The organism is Lysobacter enzymogenes, assembly GCF_017168095.1.
In the GTDB taxonomy this organism is placed as follows: Bacteria; Pseudomonadota; Gammaproteobacteria; order Xanthomonadales; family Xanthomonadaceae; genus Lysobacter; species Lysobacter enzymogenes_D.
This window is the reverse complement of the sequence record NZ_LXSD01000309.1, coordinates 1-19,248: the sequence shown is the minus strand read 5'-3', so window position 1 is coordinate 19,248 and position 19,248 is coordinate 1. Positions and strand designations below refer to the sequence as shown.

Here is a 19,248-nt window from a genome sequence, read left to right as displayed (position 1 = left end):
ACTTCAGGATCTTCGACACCACGCCGGCGCCGACGGTGCGGCCGCCTTCGCGGATCGCGAAGCGCAGGCCTTCGTCCATCGCCACCGGGTTGATCAGCTGCACGACCATCTTGATGTTGTCGCCCGGCATGACCATCTCGACGCCTTCCGGCAGCGTCACCGCGCCGGTGATGTCGGTGGTGCGGAAGTAGAACTGCGGACGGTAGCCCTTGAAGAACGGGGTGTGGCGGCCGCCTTCGTCCTTCGACAGCACGTACACCTCGCCCTCGAACTCGGTGTGCGGGGTGATCGAACCCGGCTTGGCCAGCACCTGGCCGCGCTCGACGTCGTCACGCTTGGTGCCGCGCAGCAGCAGGCCCGCGTTGTCGCCCGCCTGGCCCTGGTCCAGCAGCTTGCGGAACATCTCGACGCCGGTGACCGTGGTCTTCTGGGTCGGACGGATGCCGACGATTTCGATTTCGTCGCCCACCTTGATGATGCCGCGCTCGATACGGCCGGTCACCACGGTGCCGCGGCCCGAGATCGAGAACACGTCTTCCACCGGCATCAGGAACGGCTTGTCGATCGCGCGCTCCGGCTCCGGAATGAAGCTATCCAGCGCCTCGACCAGCTTGATGATCGCCGGCACGCCGATCTCGCTCTGGTCGCCTTCCAGCGCCAGACGGGCCGAGCCGTGGATGATCGGGGTGTCGTCGCCCGGGAACTCGTACTTCGACAGCAGCTCGCGCACTTCCATCTCGACCAGCTCGAGCAGCTCGGCGTCGTCCACCATGTCGGCCTTGTTCAGGAACACGACGATGTACGGCACGCCGACCTGACGCGACAGCAGGATGTGTTCGCGGGTCTGCGGCATCGGGCCGTCAGCGGCCGAGCACACCAGGATCGCGCCGTCCATCTGCGCCGCACCCGTGATCATGTTCTTCACGTAGTCGGCGTGGCCCGGGCAGTCCACGTGCGCGTAGTGGCGGTTCGGGCTTTCGTATTCGACGTGTGCGGTCGAAATCGTGATGCCGCGAGCCTTCTCTTCCGGCGCCGCGTCGATCGCGTCGTACGCCTTGAATTCGCCACCGAAACGCTCGGCGCCGACCTTGGTCAGAGCGGCCGTCAGCGTGGTCTTGCCGTGGTCGACGTGACCGATCGTGCCGACGTTCACGTGCGGCTTGGTGCGCTCGAATTTACCCTTAGCCATGATTGTCTCTCTTTAAATTAATGCAGTGATTCGTTGTTCGGATCGGGCGGAAGCCGCGAGCGGCGGCTCCCGTCCGCAGGCGCGAGCGTTGGCTCAGCCGCCCTTCTTGATGACCGTCTCGGCGATGTTGGTCGGCGCTTCGGCGTAATGGTCGAATTCCATCGTGAAGGTCGCGCGGCCCTGGGTCAGCGAACGGATCGTGGTCGCGTAACCGAACATTTCGCCCAGCGGCACCATCGCGTTGATGGTCTTGCCCGACGGCGTGTCGTCCTGGCCCTGCAGCAGGCCGCGACGACGGCTCAAGTCGCCCATCACGTCGCCGACGTACTCTTCCGGGGTCACCACTTCGACCTTCATCATCGGCTCCAGCAGGACCGGATCGGCCTTGCGGAAGCCTTCCTTGAAGGCCATCGACGCGGCGAGCTTGAACGCCATTTCCGACGAGTCGACGTCGTGGTACGAACCGAACACGAGCTTGACCTTGACGCCCACGACCGGGAAGCCGGCCAGCGGACCGCTGGTGATGGTCTCGCGCAGGCCCTTCTCGACCGCCGGGATGAATTCCTTCGGAATCACGCCGCCGGTGATGTCGTTGATGAACAGGAAATCGTTCTCGACGTCCTCGTTGGCCTTGTCCTTCTCGTCCATCGGCGACAGCTCGATCACGACGTGACCGTACTGGCCCTTACCGCCGGACTGCTTGGCGTGCTTGTAGTCCGACTTGACGTCCGACTTGCGGATCGTCTCGCGGTACGCCACCTGCGGCTTGCCGACGTTGGCTTCGACGTTGAACTCGCGCTTCATGCGGTCGACGAGGATGTCCAGGTGCAGCTCGCCCATGCCGGCGATGATGGTCTGGCCCGATTCTTCGTCGGTGCGCACGCGGAACGAGGGATCTTCCTGCGCCAGGCGGCCCAGGGCGATGCCCATCTTTTCCTGGTCCGACTTGGTCTTCGGCTCGACCGCCATCGAGATGACGGGCTCCGGGAACACCATGCGCTCGAGGGTGATGATGTGGTCCTGCGCGCACAGCGTGTCGCCGGTGGTCACATCCTTCAGGCCCACGGCCGCGGCGATGTCGCCGGCGCGGACTTCCTTGATTTCGTCGCGCTGGTTGGCGTGCATCTGCAGGATGCGGCCGACGCGCTCCTTGCGCGACTTGACCGGGTTGTACACCTGGTCGCCGGAGTTCAGCACGCCGGAGTAGACGCGGAAGAAGGTCAGCGAGCCCACGAACGGGTCGGTCATGATCTTGAACGCCAGCGCCGAGAACGGCTCGGAATCCGAGGCCTTGCGGCTGTCTTCCTTTTCGTTCTCGTCGATGCCCTGCACCGGCGGACGATCCGACGGCGACGGCAGCAGGTTGATCACGCCGTCGAGCATGGCCTGCACGCCCTTGTTCTTGAACGCCGAGCCGCAGAACACCGGCACGATCTCGACCTTCAGGGTGCGCTCGCGCAGACCGGCGATGATCTCGGCCTCGGTCAGCTCTTCGCCGCCCAGGTACTTCTCCATGAACTCTTCCGAGGCTTCCGCCGCGGCTTCGATCATGAAGCCGCGGGCTTCCTCGGCCTTGGCCTGGAGCTCGGCCGGGATGTCGCGGTACTCGAACTTGGTGCCCTGCGAGGCGACGTCCCAATGGATCGCCTTCATCTTCAGCAGGTCGACCACGCCCTCGAAGCCGTCTTCGGCGCCGATCGGCACCTGCATCGGAACGGCGTACGCGCCCAGGCGCGCCTTCAGCTGTTCGACGACCTTATCGAAGTTGGCGCCGGTGCGGTCCATCTTGTTGACGAACGCCATGCGCGGCACCGAGTACTTGTTGGCCTGGCGCCAAACGGTCTCGGACTGCGGCTGCACGCCGCCGACGGCGCACAGCACGAACACCGCGCCGTCGAGCACGCGCAGCGAGCGCTCCACTTCGATGGTGAAGTCGACGTGGCCGGGGGTGTCGATGATGTTGAAGCGGTGCTCGGGCAGCGACTTGTCCATGCCCTTCCAGAACGCGGTGGTCGCGGCGGAAGTGATGGTGATGCCGCGCTCCTGCTCCTGCTCCATCCAGTCCATCGTCGCGGCACCTTCGTGCACTTCGCCGATCTTGTGGCTGACGCCGGTGTAGAACAGGATGCGTTCGGACGTGGTGGTTTTGCCGGCATCGATGTGGGCCATGATGCCGAAGTTGCGGTAACGCTCGATGGGAGTGGTGCGAGCCACGGGACCCTCTCGTAAGTTTTCGAATTCCAGATGGCCGGACGCCGCCTCGTGGGCGGCCTCCGGTTCGCAAGGCGGCTGTCATGCCGCCGCGGCAACATCCCATGCGGATGTTGCGAAGACCCTGTCGCCAGGGCGACTAGATCACCAGCGGTAGTGGGCGAACGCGCGGTTCGCTTCCGCCATGCGATGAGTCTCTTCGCGCTTCTTGATCGCCGCGCCGCGGTTCTCGGAAGCGTCCAGCAGCTCGGCGGCCAGCTTGCGCGGCATCGAGCTCTCGCCGCGCTTGCGCGCGGAGTCGATCAGCCAACGCATCGCCAGGGCCATGCGGCGCGAGGAGCGCACTTCGACCGGCACCTGGTAGGTGGCGCCGCCGACGCGGCGGGACTTCACCTCGACCGACGGGGAAACATTGGTCAGGGCCTTCTCGACCAGCTCGAGGGCGTTGGGATTCTTCTCGCCGATGACGTCCATCGCGCCGTAGACGATCTTCTCGGCGACCGACTTCTTGCCGCTCTGCATGACCATATTGATGAAACGCGCGATCGTTTCGCTGCCGTGCTTGGGATCGGGCAGGATCGAACGCTGCGGGGCGGAGCCTTTACGCGACATGGTGCGTACCTATTCTCGTGATTCTTGAACGTGCGTGATTGCGGGTGGCGGCGCCGTGGGCGCGCCGGGCATCGACGCGATTAGGACTTCGGACGCTTGGCGCCGTACTTGGAACGGCCCTGGCGGCGCTTGGCGACGCCGGCGGCGTCGAGCGAACCGCGCACGGTGTGGTAGCGCACGCCCGGCAGGTCCTTCACGCGGCCGCCGCGGATCAGCACGACCGAGTGCTCCTGCAGGTTGTGGCCTTCACCGCCGATGTACGAAATGACTTCGTAACCGTTGGTCAGGCGCACCTTGGCGACCTTGCGCAGAGCCGAGTTCGGCTTCTTCGGGGTGGTGGTGTACACGCGGGTGCACACGCCGCGACGCTGCGGGCAGTTGGCGAGCGCCGGCGAGGTGCTCTTGTACGTGGTCGCCTGCCGCGGCTTGCGGACGAGCTGATTGATGGTTGCCATCTGGAACTCTTGTTTAAGGGCCGGGCGGCCGCTTCGTGAGAAACGAACGGCAAGCCGATAGCACCCGACCTGCCGAGACGAAAAAGTATAGCCCGCGCTTAACGTTTCCGTCAACGCAGGCAGCGCGAACAGGCGAAACCGCCACCCGAAGGCGGCAGTTTCCTTTCCTTATTCGATGATCCCGCCCTACCCTGGGCCGAACACTAGGCACTCCCTGTGCCTAATTTCGTGATCTGGGATGCGACCCATAGGGCCCAATCCGGTCGTCGAGTCTAGCAGGTTTTGCCGGACTTGCCAGCCCCTGCCAAGCCTGCAACCCCGTTCATGCGGGCGCTCTCCGGCGGACGCGCAAAAAACAAGGCGGGCATCGCTGCCCGCCTTGCCTGGAACGTCGCGATTGCGGCGCCGGCCCGGCTTGGCGGCCGGACCGGAACCGATGCGGCTTACTCGGCGTCGTCGCCGGCGACCGTCTCGACCGCGGCCGGAGCCTCGACCGCCACGCTCACCGGACCGGCCAGCGCTTCAATCTCCGAGTCGGTCAGGCCCGACGCGTTCTTGCGACGCTGGCTGTGGTACGCAAGGCCGGTGCCGGCCGGGATCAGGCGACCGACGATCACGTTCTCCTTGAGGCCGCGCAGGTTGTCGCGGGTGCCGCGCACGGCCGCCTCGGTCAACACGCGGGTGGTCTCCTGGAACGAGGCCGCGGAGATGAACGACTCGGTCGCCAGCGAGGCCTTGGTGATGCCCAGCAGGACCGGATCGAACTTGGCCAGGATCTCGCTGCGGGCCTGCAGGCGCACGTTCTCTTCGATCAGGCGCTGACGCTCGACCTGCTCGCCGTTGAGGAACTTGCTGTCGCCACCGTCGACGATCTCGACCTTGCGCAGCATCTGGCGAACGATCACCTCGATGTGCTTGTCGTTGATCTTCACGCCCTGCAGGCGGTAGACGTCCTGGATTTCCTTGGTCAGGTAGACCGCCAGCGGCTCCACGCCCAGCAGGCGCAGGATGTCCTGCGGGCTCGGCTCGCCGTCCACGACCGTCTCGCCCTTCTCCACGTGCTCGCCTTCGAACACGATGATCTGGCGGTACTTCGGGATCAGCTCTTCGTGCTCCTCGCCGTCGGCCTGCTTGATGATCAGGCGCTGCTTGCCCTTGGTGTCCTTGCCGAAGCTGACGATGCCCGAGACCTCGGCCAGGATCGCCGGATCCTTGGGCTTGCGCGCTTCGAACAAGTCGGCCACGCGCGGCAGACCGCCGGTGATGTCGCGGGTCTTGGACGCTTCCTGCGGGATCTTGGCGACCACGTCGCCCACGCCGACCGGCGCGCCGTCCTGCAGGTTGACGATCGAGCGCGGCGGCAGCAGGTACTGCGCCGGCAGGTCGGTACCCGGGATCGACAGGTCCTTGCCGTTCTTGTCGACGATGCGCACGATCGGACGCAGATCCTTGCCCTGCGAACCGCGACGCTTGGGATCGGTGATCTCGCGCGAGGCCAGGCCGGTCAGGTCGTCGGTCTTCTCGATCACGGTCACGCCATCGACGAAGTCGATGAAGCGCACGAAACCGGCGACTTCCGAAACGATCGGGTGGTTGTGCGGATCCCAGTTCGCGACCGTGTTGCCGGCCTTGATCTCGGCGCCGTCGCGGAAGTTGATGGTCGCGCCGTAGGGCACCTTGTAGCGCTCGCGCTCGCGGCCGTGCGGGTCGAGCACCGACAGTTCGCCCGAACGCGACACCGCGACCAGGTGGCCGCCGGCGTGGGCGACGTGCTTGAGGTTGTTGAACTTCAGCGAACCGGTGGTCTTGACGGTGACGTTGTCGATCGCCGCCGCTCGCGACGCCGCGCCGCCGATGTGGAAGGTACGCATGGTCAGCTGCGTGCCCGGCTCGCCGATCGACTGAGCGGCGACGACGCCGACCGCTTCGCCGTGGTTGACCAGGTGGCCGCGGCCGAGGTCGCGGCCGTAGCAGCGCGCGCACACGCCGAAGCTGCTGGCGCAGGTGATGGTCGAACGCACCTTGATCGACTGGACGCTGGCGTCCTCGAGCTTCTGCACCCAGGCTTCGTCGAGCAGGGTGTTGCGGGTGACGATCGGTTCCTCGTCGTTGCCCGGCAGGAACACGTCCTCGGCCACGACGCGGCCCAGCACGCGGTCGCGCAGCGGTTCGACCACGTCGCCGCCTTCGACGATCGGGGTCATGGTCAGACCCTCGACGGTGCCGCAGTCGGTTTCGGTGATGACCACGTCCTGCGCCACGTCGACCAGACGACGGGTCAGGTAACCCGAGTTCGCGGTCTTCAGCGCGGTATCCGCCAGGCCCTTACGGGCGCCGTGGGTCGAGATGAAGTACTGCAGAACGTTCAGGCCTTCGCGGAAGTTCGCGGTGATCGGCGTCTCGATGATCGAGCCGTCCGGACGCGCCATCAGGCCGCGCATACCGGCGAGCTGACGGATCTGCGCCTGCGAACCGCGCGCGCCGGAGTCGGCCATGATGTAAATCGAGTTCATCGACTTCTGCGGGACCATCTCGCCCTTGGCGTTGGCCACGGTGTCGGTGCCGATCGCGTCCATCATCGCCTTGGCCACGCGCTCGTTGGTGCGCGACCAGATGTCGACGACCTTGTTGTAGCGCTCGCCCGCGGTGACCAGGCCGGACTGGTACTGCTGCTGGATTTCCAGCACTTCCGACTCGGCCTCGGCCAGGATGCCCTTCTTCTCGCCCGGGATGATCATGTCGTCGATGCCGATCGACACGCCGGCGCGGGTCGCGTAACCGAAGCCGGTGTACATCAGGCGGTCGGCGAACACGACGGTGTCCTTCAGCCCCAGCATGCGGTAGCAGGAGTTGATCAGGCGGCTGATGTTCTTCTTGGTCAGCTCGGTGTTGGCCAGCGCGAACGGCAGGCCTTCCGGCAGGATCTCGCGCAGCAGCGCGCGGCCGACGGTGGTGTCGACGACCGAGGTCTTCTGCGAACGGGTGCCGTCCTCGGCGATCACGGTCTCGGTGATGCGGACCTTGACCTTGGCGTGCAGCTGCACGACGCGGTTGTCGTAGGCGCGCTTGACCTCGGCCACGTTGGCGAACGCCATGCCCTCGCCCGCCTTGTTCTCCAGGGCGCGGGTCATGTAGTACAGGCCGAGCACGACGTCCTGCGACGGCACGATGATCGGCTCGCCGTTGGCCGGCGACAGGATGTTGTTCGACGCCATCATCAGCGCGCGCGCTTCCAGCTGGGCCTCGAGGCTCAGCGGGACGTGCACGGCCATCTGGTCGCCGTCGAAGTCGGCGTTGAACGCGGTGCAGACCAGCGGGTGCAGCTGGATCGCCTTGCCTTCGATCAGCACCGGCTCGAACGCCTGGATGCCCAGGCGGTGCAGGGTCGGGGCGCGGTTGAGCAGGACCGGATGCTCGCGGATCACCTCTTCGAGGATGTCCCACACTTCCGCTTCTTCGCGCTCGACCAGCTTCTTGGCCGCCTTGATGGTGGTGGCCAGGCCACGGCGCTGCAGCTTGGCGAAGATGAAGGGCTTGAACAGTTCCAGCGCCATCTTCTTCGGCAGGCCGCACTCGTGCAGGCGCAGGGTCGGGCCGACCACGATGACCGAACGGCCCGAGTAGTCCACGCGCTTGCCGAGCAGGTTCTGGCGGAACCGGCCCTGCTTGCCCTTGATCATGTCGGCCAGCGACTTGAGCGGGCGCTTGTTGGTGCCGGTGATGGCGCGGCCGCGGCGGCCGTTGTCCATCAGGGCGTCGACCGATTCCTGCAGCATGCGCTTCTCGTTGCGCACGATGATGTCGGGCGCGTTGAGTTCGAGCAGGCGGCGCAGGCGGTTGTTGCGGTTGATGACGCGGCGGTACAGATCGTTCAGGTCGGACGTCGCGAAGCGGCCGCCTTCCAGCGGCACCAGCGGACGCAGATCCGGCGGCAGCACCGGCAGCACGGTCATGACCATCCACTCCGGACGGTTGCCGGACTCGAGGAAGGCTTCGACCAGCTTGATCCGCTTGGTCAGGCGCTTGAGCTTGGTCTCGCTGTTGGTCGAGGCGATCTCTTCCTTCAGCTGCAGCATCTCGGCCTGCAGGTCGATGGTGCGCAGCAGGTCGTAGACCGCCTCGGCGCCCATCGCGGCCTCGAAGTCGTCGCCGTGCTCCTGGCGCGCCTGCAGGTACTGCTCTTCGGTCAGCAGGTTGCCGCGTTCCATCGGGGTCAGGCCCGGCTCGGTCACGACGTAGGCTTCGAAGTACAGGATGCGCTCGATGTCGCGCAGGGTCATGTCCAGCATCAGGCCGATGCGCGAGGGCAGCGACTTGAGGAACCAGATGTGCGCGACCGGCGAGGCCAGGTCGATGTGGCCCATGCGCTCGCGGCGGACCTTGGCCAGGGTGACCTCGGTGCCGCACTTCTCGCACACCACGCCGCGGTGCTTCATGCGCTTGTACTTGCCGCACAAGCACTCGTAGTCCTTGATCGGACCGAAGATCGCGGCGCAGAACAGGCCGTCGCGCTCGGGCTTGAAGGTGCGGTAGTTGATGGTTTCCGGCTTCTTCACTTCGCCGAACGACCACGAGCGCACCAGGTCCGGGGAGGCCAGGGCGATCTTGATCGCGTCGAAGTCCAGCGCGGGACGCTGCTGGTTGAAGAGATTGAGCAAGTCTTTCATTTCTTTACTCCAATCGGAGGAATTCGGCAGGGAGAAGCGAGGGGAAAACTCGGAGCGGGAAGGAGGGGAAGCCGGGGAGCGAGGGGGCTGCGCGATGCGCGGCCGTTCCGTTCGCTCCCTGCCCTTCAGTCCCTGCCCTTACCTCAGTTCTCTTCCAACTCCATGTTGATCGCCAGCGAACGGATTTCCTTCACCAACACGTTGAAGGACTCCGGCATGCCGGCGACCATCTCGTACTCGCCGTCGACGATGTTCTTGTACATCTGGTTGCGGCCCTGCACGTCGTCGGACTTCACCGTCAGCATTTCCTGCAGGGTGTAGGCCGCGCCGTAGGCTTCCAGCGCCCAGACTTCCATTTCGCCGAAACGCTGGCCGCCGAACTGCGCCTTGCCGCCCAGCGGCTGCTGGGTGACGAGCGAGTACGGACCGGTCGAGCGCGCGTGCATCTTGTCGTCGACCAGGTGGTTCAGCTTCAGCATGTGCATGTAGCCGATGGTCACCGGACGCTCGAACGCTTCGCCGGTGCGGCCGTCGTGCAGCACGGTCTGGCCGCTGCTCGGCAGTTCGGCGAGTTCGAGCATGCGCTTGATCTCGGACTCGGCCGCGCCGTCGAACACCGGCGTCGCCATCGGCACGCCGTCGGTCAGGTTGCGCGCCAGGCGCAGCAGTTCCTCATCGGTGAACTGCTTGAGGTCGACGCGCTGGCCGTGCAGCTTGCTGTCGTGGTTGTAGACCTCGTCGAGGAACTTGCGCAGCTCGGCGATCTTCTGCTGCGCCTCCAGCATGCGCTGGATCTTCTGGCCCAGGCCCTTGGCGGCCCAGCCCAGATGCACCTCGAGGATCTGGCCGATGTTCATGCGCGACGGCACGCCCAGCGGGTTCAGCACGATGTCGACGGTCTGGCCGTCGGCGGCGTACGGCATGTCCTCGACCGGAACGATGGTCGAGACCACGCCCTTGTTGCCGTGGCGGCCGGCCATCTTGTCGCCCGGCTGGATGCGGCGCTTGACCGCCAGGAACACCTTGACCGTCTTGAGGATGCCCGGAGCCAGGTCGTCGCCCTGGGTGATCTTGGCGCGCTTGTCGGCGAAACGGCGCTCGAATTCCTTCGCGTGCACGTCGATCTGCTTCTGCGCGCGCTCGATCGCCTCGATCGCTTCCTCGTCCTTCATGCGCAGGGTGAACCAGTCGGACTTCTTCAGGCCGTCCAGCACCAGCGAGGTGACGGTGTCGCCCTTCTTCAGGCCGGCGCCGCCGTTGGCGGTCTTGCCGATCAGCTGCGTGCGCAGGCGGTCGTAGATCGCCGCTTCGAGGATCCGGAACTGGTCGTCGAAGTCCTTCTTGACCCGGCGGATTTCCGACTCTTCGATCTGGCGGGCGCGCTTGTCCTTCTCGATGCCGTCGCGGGTGAAGACCTGCACGTCGATGACGGTGCCGTCCATGCCCGGCGGCACGCGCAGCGAGCTGTCCTTAACGTCGGAAGCCTTCTCGCCGAAGATCGCGCGCAGCAGCTTCTCTTCCGGAGTCAGCTGCGACTCGCCCTTCGGGGTGACCTTGCCGACCAGGATGTCGCCGGCGCGGACCTCGGCGCCGATGTACACCACGCCCGACTCGTCGAGGCGGTTGAGCGCCTGCTCGGAGACGTTCGGGATGTCGGCGGAGATCTCTTCCGGCCCCAGCTTGGTGTCGCGCGCCGAGCAGGTCAGCTCTTCGATATGGATCGTGGTGTAGCGATCCTCTTCGACCACGCGCTCGGAGAGCAGGATCGAGTCTTCGAAGTTGTAGCCGTTCCACGGCATGAACGCGACCAGCATGTTCTGGCCGAGCGCGAGCTCGCCGATGTCGGTCGAGGGACCGTCGGCCAGCACGTCGCCGCGCGCGATCACGTCGCCCACCTTCACCAGCGGACGCTGGTTGATGCAGGTGTTCTGGTTCGAGCGGGTGTACTTGATCAGGTTGTAGATGTCGACGCCCGCGTCGGTCACCGCGGAGATCTCCTCCTCGTTGACCTTGACCACGATGCGGCCGGCGTCGACCTGCTCGATCACGCCGCCGCGCAGCGCGTTCACGGTCACGCCCGAGTCGCGCGCCACGGCGCGCTCGATGCCGGTGCCGACCAGCGGCTTCTGCGAACGCAGGGTCGGAACCGCCTGGCGCTGCATGTTCGCGCCCATCAGCGCGCGGTTGGCGTCGTCGTGCTCCAGGAACGGAACCAGCGCGGCCGCGACCGACACGGTCTGCATCGGCGAGACGTCCATGAAGTGGATCTCGCTCGGCGGCTTGAGCAGGGTTTCGCCCTGGAAGCGGCAGGCCACGAACTGGGCGGTGATCATGCCCTTGTCGTCCTGCGGCGCGTTGGCCTGGGCGATGACGTACTCGTTCTCTTCGATTGCCGACAGGAACTCGACGTCCTCGGTGACCTTGCCGTCCACGACCTTGCGGTACGGCGTCTCCAGGAAGCCGTACTTGTTGGTGCGGGCGAACACCGCCAGCGAGTTGATCAGGCCGATGTTCGGGCCTTCCGGCGTTTCGATGGTGCACACGCGGCCGTAGTGGGTCGGGTGCACGTCGCGCACTTCGAAGCCGGCGCGCTCGCGGGTCAGGCCGCCCGGGCCGAGGGCCGACACGCGACGCTTGTGCGTGACTTCCGACAGCGGGTTGTTCTGGTCCATGAACTGCGACAGCTGCGAGGAGCCGAAGAACTCCTTGATCGCGGCGGCCACCGGCTTGGCGTTGATCAGCTCCTGCGGGGTCAGGCCTTCGGACTCGGCCATCGACAGGCGCTCCTTGACCGCGCGCTCGACGCGGACCAGGCCGACGCGGAAGGTGTTCTCGGCCATTTCGCCGACCGAACGCACGCGGCGGTTGCCCAGGTGGTCGATGTCGTCGACCACGCCGCGACCGTTGCGGATCTCGGTCAGGGTGCGGATGACGTCGAGGATGTCGGAGGTATCGCCCAGCTCGTTGCGCAGGCGCGCCGATTCGTCGTCCTTGCGGTCGGCGAAGTACTTCGCGTCGTACAGCACCGAGGCGCCGGTGGTTTCCTTGCGGCCGATGCGGCGGTTGAACTTCATCCGGCCCACGCCCGACAGGTCGTAGCGCTCGAAGGTGAAGAACAGGTTGTGGAACAGGTTCTGCGCGGCGTCCTTGGTCGGCGGCTCGCCGGGACGCATCATGCGGTAGATCTCGACCAGGGCCTCGAGCTGGGTCTTGGTCGGGTCGATGCGCAGGGTGTTGGAGATGTACGGACCGCGGTCGAGGTCGTTGACCCAGATGGTGCCGACCTGATCGATGCCGGCCTTGCGGAAGGCCTGCAGGTGGTCTTCGTTGATCTCGTCGTTGGCCGAGGCCAGCGGCTCGCCGGTCTTGGTGTCGACGACTTCGTGCGAGAGGATGCGGCCCAGCAGGTAGCTGTCCGGCACGGCCAGGGCCGAGATGCCCGACTGCTCCAGCTGCTTGACGTGGCGCGCGGTCACGCGCTTGCCGGCTTCGACGATCACGCGGTCGCCGTCGGCCAGGTCGAAGTCCAGGGTTTCGCCGCGCAGGCGCTCGGAGACCAGCTCCCACTGCACGCCCTCGGGCATGATGTGGAAGGTGTTGATCTCGAAGAACTTGTTCAGCATCTCCTCGTTGCCGTAGCCGAGCGCGCGCAGCAGCACCGTGACCGGCAGCTTGCGGCGGCGGTCGATACGGGTGAACACCGCGTCCTTCGGGTCGAACTCGAAGTCCAGCCAGGAGCCGCGGTAGGGGATGATGCGGGCGCTGTACAGCAGCTTGCCCGAGCTGTGGGTCTTGCCGCGGTCGTGGTCGAAGAACACGCCCGGCGAGCGGTGCAGCTGCGAGACGATGACGCGCTCGGTGCCGTTGACGATGAAGGTGCCGTTGTCGGTCATGAGCGGAATTTCGCCCATGTAGACTTCCTGCTCCTTGACGTACTTGATCGCCTTGGTCGAGGACTCGCGGTCGTAGATCACCAGGCGCACGGTCACGCGCAGCGGAGCGCCGTAGGACAGGCCGCGGTTGCGGCATTCGCGCTCGTCGAACACCGGGTCGCCGAGCTTGTAGCCCACGTACTCGAGCGCGGCATTGCCGCTGTAGCTGGAGATCGGGAACACCGACTTCAGCGCGGCGTGCAGGCCGCGGTCGGCGCGCTTGGCCGGATCGGTGTGCTCTTGCAGGAATTCGCGATAGGAGTCGACCTGGATCGCGAGCAGGAAGGGAACTTCGAGGATGGACTTGCGCTTGCCGAAGTCCTTGCGGATGCGCTTCTTTTCGGTGAACGAATAGTTCTGGGAAGCTGTGGTCATGGTGAGCTACCGCCTCGATTAGCTAATGGGCCGGGAAGGCCAGCGTCTGGGCGCCTTCCGGGCGAACCGCGCGTCCGCGGTTCGGGGGACTAATGACTGAAAAGCAAAAATTGCCAGTGGGAAGTCGCTGGTATTGCCGGCACCAGCACGCCCTCTCCCGCTACTTCCGACTGACAACTCACGACGACGGGGCCGCGGCCGCCCGGAAAAAACCTCGATCCGGTCCGAAACGCGCGATCCCGCTACAACGGCCAAAGGCCGGGGGCTCTCGCCCCCAGCCTTCGGTTGGTCGCCAATACGAGCCGGCGACGCAAGTACGGCTTACTTGACTTCGACGCTCGCACCAGCGGCTTCGAGGTCCTTCTTCATCTTGGCAGCGTCGTCCTTCGAGACGGCTTCCTTGACGTTCTGCGGCGCGCCTTCGACCAGGTCCTTGGCTTCCTTCAGGCCCAGGCCGGTGATGGCGCGGACGGCCTTGATGACTTCGACCTTCTTGTCGCCGGCGGCCTTCAGCACGACGGTGAACTCGGTCTGCTCTTCCTTCTCTTCGGCCGGGCCGGCCGGGCCGCCCTGCATGACGACCGGAGCAGCGGCGGTGACGCCGAACTTCTCTTCGATCGCGCGGACCAGCTCCATGACTTCCATCAGGCTCTTTTCGGCGATGGCGTCGACGATCTGTTCGTTGGAAAGGGACATTGTGTTTAACCTCAGGAAAATTTGATCTTACGAATCGGGTTCAGTGAAGCGGTCGCGAAGACGACGCGGCGATTACGCCGGTTCGGCTTCGGCCGGAGCTTCGGCTGCGACTTCGCCGCCGCCCTGCTTGTCGGCCACGGCCTTGACGGCGCGGGCAAACATCGAGGCGGGTTCGGACAGAACGCGGGCCAGCATGGCCAGGGCCTGTTCGAGGGTCGGCAGCGAGGCGAGGACTTCGACGTGGCTGGCCGGATAAACCTGACCGCCCACGGCGACGACCTTGGCCTTGAGCTTGTCGTTGCCCTTGGCGAATTCCTTGATCAGACGGCCGGCGGCGCCGGGTTCGTCCACCGAGAACGCATACAGCAGCGGACCGACGAGCTGGTCTTGGACGCACTCGTATTCGGTACCGGCGACGGCGCGCGAGGCCAGGGTGTTCTTGACGACACGCAAGTACACACCGGTTTCGCGAGCCTTCTTGCGCATCGCGGTCATCTGGCCGACCGTGACGCCCGCGTACTCGACTGCAACCAAGGAGTGGGCCTTCGCGGCGACTTCTGCCAGCTCGGCGACTACTTCTTGCTTCTGAGACAGATTGAGAGCCATTGCACTCCTCCGAAAGCGGGGAACGGGGATTGGGGAACGGGGACGTGCGGGCCCTCGGCTTGCGCCGGCGCTGCGCCGTTCTCGTCCTTGCTCGGTTCCCAGCCTTATTGACTCCGCTCGCGGCTCCTGCCGCTTGCGGTCCTGGGCGGCGACGGTCCTTGTCGCCGGGGACGCCCGAAGGCATCCCGGGTGGTGGCCTTTCCTGAAAAAATTCAGTCAGGGGCACCATCTACGCCGGCCCGGCTCCGAAGAGTCCGAATTAAGCGATCCCGCTTGCACCGACGGCGACTCCTTGCCGTGTCGAGCTTCCGTGCCCGTCGTCGGTACGCGCTGACCGCGCCTGCGGTCTTTGACGGCTATCGCGTCGGGCTGTTGGCCCTGGGCGATGCCCTCAAAAGTTTCGGCTTGCGGCGGTGGTGCGGCCGCTCGCCTTTTGTTTCGGTTGGGTTCCGCGGTGAGGCGGCGCCCGGTATTCGTCGTTTGCGGCCAGAGTTCGGCGGCTCTGGATCCCCGCTTTCGCGGGGATGACGCAATGGCAAAGGCGCTCGCGCTTATGCGCGAGCGCGCCATTGCGTCACTTGAGCGTCAGCGAGGCCTGATCGACGATCACGCCCGGACCCATGGTCGAGCTGATCGAGATCTTCTGCAGGTACTGGCCCTTGGCGGTCGCCGGCTTGGCCTTGATCAGGTCGAGCAGCAGCGCCTGCAGGTTGTCCTTCAGCGAGCCGTCTTCGAACGAGACCTTGCCGATGGTGCAGTGGATGATGCCGGCCTTGTCGGTGCGGTAACGCACCTGGCCGCCCTTGGCGTTCTTGACCGCTTCGGCCGGGTTCGGCGAAACGGTGCCGACCTTCGGGTTCGGCATCAGGCCGCGCGGGCCGAGCACCTGGCCGAGCTTGCCGACCACGCGCATCGCGTCCGGGGTGGCGATGACCACGTCGTAGTTCAGGTCGCCGGCCTGCATCTTCTCGGCCAGGTCGTCCATGCCGACGGCTTCGGCGCCCGCGGCCAGGGCCTCGTCGGCCTTGGCGCCGGCGGGGGCAAACACCGCCACGCGCACGGTCTTGCCGGTGCCGGCCGGCAGCAGGGTCGAACCGCGGACCTGCTGATCGGACTTCTTCGCGTCCACGCCCAGGCGCACGGAGACGTCGACGGACTCGACGAACTTGGCCTTGGTGGTGGTCTTGACGATCTTCACCGCTTCGTCGAAGGCGTATGCCTTGCCCGGAACGACGGCTGCCTTGATGGCCTTTTCGCGCTTAGTGATTGCCATGTCTTAACCCTCCACCACCAGGCCCATGCTGCGGGCGGAGCCCGCAATCGTCTTCACCGCCGCATCCAGGTCGGCCGCCGTCAGGTCGGCTTCCTTCTGCTTGGCGATGGCTTCCAGCTGGGCGCGGGTGACCTTGCCCACCTTGTCGGTGTTCGGGCGCTTGGAGCCCGAGGTGATGCCGGCGGCCTTCTTCAGCAGCACCGAAGCCGGGGTCGACTTGGTGACGAAGGTGAAGGTACGGTCCGAGTAGGCCGTGATGATGACCGGGGTCGGCAGACCCGGCTCGAGCTTGGAGGTCGCGGCGTTGAACGCCTTGCAGAACTCCATGATGTTCAGGCCGCGCTGACCCAGCGCAGGACCGACCGGCGGCGAGGGGTTGGCCTGACCGGCCTTGACCTGCAGCTTGATGTAGCCGACTACTTTCTTTGCCATTGATGTGCTCTCCGGGTGCTAGCGCCTTGAGACCGCAGGCTCCCCATCGGGCCGGAAATCGCGCGTTCCGGCATCGCGTCTTCTGTCGCACGCACAGCCGCCCGAGGACTTGGCCGGGGCGGCTGGTCGATTGTGGCCGCCGCCCATCGGGGCAGCGAGCCGCACACTATATCAGTTTTTTCGGCTTTGCGAGGACCGGCGCCCAGGCACCGGCGACGAGGCCGGCGCGGGCGCCCTGCCCGGCTCAGGTGGCCTTTTCGACCTGGCCGAATTCCAGCTCGACCGGGGTCGAGCGGCCGAAAATGAGCACCGCGACGCGCAGGCGGCTCTTTTCGTAGTTGATCTCTTCGACCACGCCGTTGAAGTCGACGAACGGGCCGTCGATGACCCGGACCATTTCGCCCGGCTCGAACAGCACCTTCGGACGCGGCTTCTCGACGCCTTCCTGAACGCGCTGCAGGATCCGGTCGGCCTCGGCGTCCTGGATCGGCAGCGGGCGATCGGCGGTGCCGCCGATGAAGCCCATGACCTTCGGGGTTTCCTTGATCAGATGCCAGCTCTCGCTGTCGATGCGGGGAATGCCCGCCTCGTCGTGGGTGGCGATCTGGACCAGGACGTAGCCCGGGAAGAACTTGCGCTCGGAGCGGCGCTTCTGGCCGGAACGCATTTCCACGACCTCTTCGGTCGGGACCAGGACTTCGCCGAAGCGGTCGGTCATCTCGAAGCGGACGATGCGGTCGCGCAGGGCCTGGGCCACGGACTTCTCGAAGCCCGAGTAGGCGTGGACCACATACCAGCGCTTGTTTTCTTGCTTGTTCAAATCGGACGTATCCAAATCGGTCATCTCCTCAGCGCGCCAGCAGGAACTTGACCGCCGCCTGGATGATCCAGTCGAAACCGGACAGGATCAGGCTCAGGATCAGCACCGCGATCATCACCACCCAGGTGGTCTTGAGGGCTTCTTCGCGGGTCGGCCAAACTACCTTGCGCAGTTCGAAGCGCGACTCGGACAGGAACTCGCGGGTCTGCACGCCCTTGGCCGAGAGCATGAACACGGCGGCGCCGGCGATCAGGCCGGCAACGACGACGCCCGCTCGCAGCGGGCCGCTCCAGTTCTCGAACCAGATGTAGGCGAACACGCCGCCGGCGGCCAGCAACAGGGCCACGACGTACTTGACGATATCGCCGGCGTTGCCGCCGCTGGATTTGTGGTGTTCGGCCTTGCTGTTCATTCTCGGGGCGATTCCCTCGCGAAAGCCCGCCCATCCCTGCGCGGCCCTTTCAATGGCTTGCCAGTCGCCGGATCGTCCGAACCGGCTCGGTGAAGTGGCACGCCAGGAGGGACTCGAACCCCCAACCTGCGGTTTTGGAGACCGCTGCTCTGCCAATTGAGCTACTGGCGTACGTCTGAAATCTTGGGCCTGGCCGGGATCTTTCAAGCCAGGCCCTTTCGAGCCGGCACCCTGCAAGGGGCGGGGTCGCCGGCCGGCCATTGTCTTCGAAATCCGGTCGCCGCGATACACCTGTCGTGTTCGGGCGCCCTAAACAACGAAGGCGGACCGGGTGGCCGGCCCGCCGTTCGCGGCCTTGCGGCGACCTTGGGGCCGCCGCGAGGTTACAGCGATTACTTCAGGATCTTCGACACCACGCCGGCGCCGACGGTGCGGCCGCCTTCGCGGATCGCGAAGCGCAGGCCTTCGTCCATCGCCACCGGGTTGATCAGCTGCACGACCATCTTGATGTTGTCGCCCGGCATGACCATCTCGACGCCTTCCGGCAGCGTCACCGCGCCGGTGATGTCGGTGGTGCGGAAGTAGAACTGCGGACGGTAGCCCTTGAAGAACGGGGTGTGGCGGCCGCCTTCGTCCTTCGACAGCACGTACACCTCGCCCTCGAACTCGGTGTGCGGGGTGATCGAACCCGGCTTGGCCAGCACCTGGCCGCGCTCGACGTCGTCACGCTTGGTGCCGCGCAGCAGCAGGCCCGCGTTGTCGCCCGCCTGGCCCTGGTCCAGCAGCTTGCGGAACATCTCGACGCCGGTGACCGTGGTCTTCTGGGTCGGACGGATGCCGACGATTTCGATTTCGTCGCCCACCTTGATGATGCCGCGCTCGATACGGCCGGTCACCACGGTGCCGCGGCCCGAGATCGAGAACACGTCTTCCACCGGCATCAGGAACGGCTTGTCGATCGCGCGCTCCGGCTCCGGAATGAAGCTATCCAGCGCCTCGACCAGCTTGATGATCGCCGGCACGCCGATCTCGCTCTGGTCGCCTTCCAGCGCCAGACGGGCCGAGCCGTGGATGATCGGGGTGTCGTCGCCCGGGAACTCGTACTTCGACAGCAGCTCGCGCACTTCCATCTCGACCAGCTCGAGCAGCTCGGCGTCGTCCACCATGTCGGCCTTGTTCAGGAACACGACGATGTACGGCACGCCGACCTGACGCGACAGCAGGATGTGTTCGCGGGTCTGCGGCATCGGGCCGTCAGCGGCCGAGCACACCAGGATCGCGCCGTCCATCTGCGCCGCACCCGTGATCATGTTCTTCACGTAGTCGGCGTGGCCCGGGCAGTCCACGTGCGCGTAGTGGCGGTTCGGGCTTTCGTATTCGACGTGTGCGGTCGAAATCGTGATGCCGCGAGCCTTCTCTTCCGGCGCCGCGTCGATCGCGTCGTACGCCTTGAATTCGCCACCGAAACGCTCGGCGCCGACCTTGGTCAGAGCGGCCGTCAGCGTGGTCTTGCCGTGGTCGACGTGACCGATCGTGCCGACGTTCACGTGCGGCTTGGTGCGCTCGAA

The 19,248-nt window shown here is 65.7% G+C and carries 13 protein-coding genes and 1 tRNA gene; all 14 read right to left on the bottom strand.

Going from position 1 to position 19,248, the window contains the following annotated elements; genetic code table 11:
* Positions 1–1,189 (bottom strand): elongation factor Tu (gene tuf / locus A7A76_RS10685; RefSeq protein ID WP_206410883.1); only part of this gene is annotated, 1,189 nt, incomplete at its 3' end.
* A gap of 93 nt (positions 1,190–1,282) precedes the next feature.
* Positions 1,283–3,403 (bottom strand): elongation factor G, encoded by a 2,121-nt coding sequence (fusA, locus tag A7A76_RS10680; RefSeq protein ID WP_206411186.1) that lies wholly within the window; start codon positions 3,401–3,403, stop codon positions 1,283–1,285.
* A 141-nt stretch (positions 3,404–3,544) separates the two neighbouring features.
* On the bottom strand, positions 3,545–4,012 hold the full coding sequence (rpsG, locus tag A7A76_RS10675; protein WP_074873725.1) for a 30S ribosomal protein S7: 468 nt from the start codon (positions 4,010–4,012) through the stop codon (positions 3,545–3,547).
* Between the two features lie 80 nt (positions 4,013–4,092).
* Positions 4,093–4,467 (bottom strand): 30S ribosomal protein S12, encoded by a 375-nt coding sequence (rpsL, locus tag A7A76_RS10670; RefSeq protein WP_064746583.1) that lies wholly within the window; start codon positions 4,465–4,467, stop codon positions 4,093–4,095.
* A gap of 443 nt (positions 4,468–4,910) precedes the next feature.
* On the bottom strand, positions 4,911–9,134 hold the full coding sequence (rpoC, locus tag A7A76_RS10665; protein ID WP_206411185.1) for a DNA-directed RNA polymerase subunit beta': 4,224 nt from the start codon (positions 9,132–9,134) through the stop codon (positions 4,911–4,913).
* A gap of 143 nt (positions 9,135–9,277) precedes the next feature.
* Positions 9,278–13,441: a DNA-directed RNA polymerase subunit beta gene (gene rpoB / locus A7A76_RS10660; protein WP_206411184.1), complete on the bottom strand. Its 4,164-nt coding sequence runs from the start codon at positions 13,439–13,441 to the stop codon at positions 9,278–9,280.
* Positions 13,442–13,762: 321 nt separating this feature from the next.
* Complete coding sequence (gene rplL / locus A7A76_RS10655) at positions 13,763–14,137, bottom strand: 50S ribosomal protein L7/L12 (RefSeq protein ID WP_206411183.1); 375 nt, start codon at positions 14,135–14,137, stop codon at positions 13,763–13,765.
* A 72-nt stretch (positions 14,138–14,209) separates the two neighbouring features.
* On the bottom strand, positions 14,210–14,743 hold the full coding sequence (gene rplJ / locus A7A76_RS10650) for a 50S ribosomal protein L10 (RefSeq protein WP_206411182.1): 534 nt from the start codon (positions 14,741–14,743) through the stop codon (positions 14,210–14,212).
* A gap of 574 nt (positions 14,744–15,317) precedes the next feature.
* Positions 15,318–16,016, bottom strand: a complete 699-nt coding sequence (gene rplA / locus A7A76_RS10645; protein WP_074873735.1) for a 50S ribosomal protein L1 — start codon at positions 16,014–16,016, stop codon at positions 15,318–15,320.
* 3 nt (positions 16,017–16,019) lie between these two features.
* Complete coding sequence (gene rplK, locus A7A76_RS10640; RefSeq protein WP_057948565.1) at positions 16,020–16,448, bottom strand: 50S ribosomal protein L11; 429 nt, start codon at positions 16,446–16,448, stop codon at positions 16,020–16,022.
* 244 nt (positions 16,449–16,692) lie between these two features.
* Positions 16,693–17,292, bottom strand: coding sequence for a transcription termination/antitermination protein NusG (gene nusG / locus A7A76_RS10635; protein WP_206411181.1), 600 nt, complete (start codon positions 17,290–17,292; stop codon positions 16,693–16,695).
* Between the two features lie 4 nt (positions 17,293–17,296).
* The gene (gene secE, locus A7A76_RS10630) at positions 17,297–17,680 is read right to left on the bottom strand and encodes a preprotein translocase subunit SecE (RefSeq protein WP_206411180.1); all 384 of its coding nucleotides are present in this window, start codon (positions 17,678–17,680) and stop codon (positions 17,297–17,299) included.
* 95 nt (positions 17,681–17,775) lie between these two features.
* A tRNA-Trp gene (locus A7A76_RS10625) sits at positions 17,776–17,851 on the bottom strand.
* Between the two features lie 221 nt (positions 17,852–18,072).
* Positions 18,073–19,248: elongation factor Tu (gene tuf, locus A7A76_RS10620; RefSeq protein WP_241200861.1), on the bottom strand; the 1,176-nt coding region annotated here is incomplete at its 5' end.

Coding starts and splice junctions, on each gene's coding strand:
- rpsG (WP_074873725.1), bottom strand. CDS start 4,012: ATGTCGCGTAAAGGCTCCGCCCCGCAGCGTTCGATCCTGCCCGATCCC.
- rpsL (WP_064746583.1), bottom strand. CDS start 4,467: ATGGCAACCATCAATCAGCTCGTCCGCAAGCCGCGGCAGGCGACCACG.
- rpoC (WP_206411185.1), bottom strand. CDS start 9,134: ATGAAAGACTTGCTCAATCTCTTCAACCAGCAGCGTCCCGCGCTGGAC.
- rpoB (WP_206411184.1), bottom strand. CDS start 13,441: ATGACCACAGCTTCCCAGAACTATTCGTTCACCGAAAAGAAGCGCATC.
- rplL (WP_206411183.1), bottom strand. CDS start 14,137: ATGTCCCTTTCCAACGAACAGATCGTCGACGCCATCGCCGAAAAGAGC.
- rplJ (WP_206411182.1), bottom strand. CDS start 14,743: ATGGCTCTCAATCTGTCTCAGAAGCAAGAAGTAGTCGCCGAGCTGGCA.
- rplA (WP_074873735.1), bottom strand. CDS start 16,016: ATGGCAATCACTAAGCGCGAAAAGGCCATCAAGGCAGCCGTCGTTCCG.
- rplK (WP_057948565.1), bottom strand. CDS start 16,448: ATGGCAAAGAAAGTAGTCGGCTACATCAAGCTGCAGGTCAAGGCCGGT.
- nusG (WP_206411181.1), bottom strand. CDS start 17,292: ATGACCGATTTGGATACGTCCGATTTGAACAAGCAAGAAAACAAGCGC.
- secE (WP_206411180.1), bottom strand. CDS start 17,680: ATGAACAGCAAGGCCGAACACCACAAATCCAGCGGCGGCAACGCCGGC.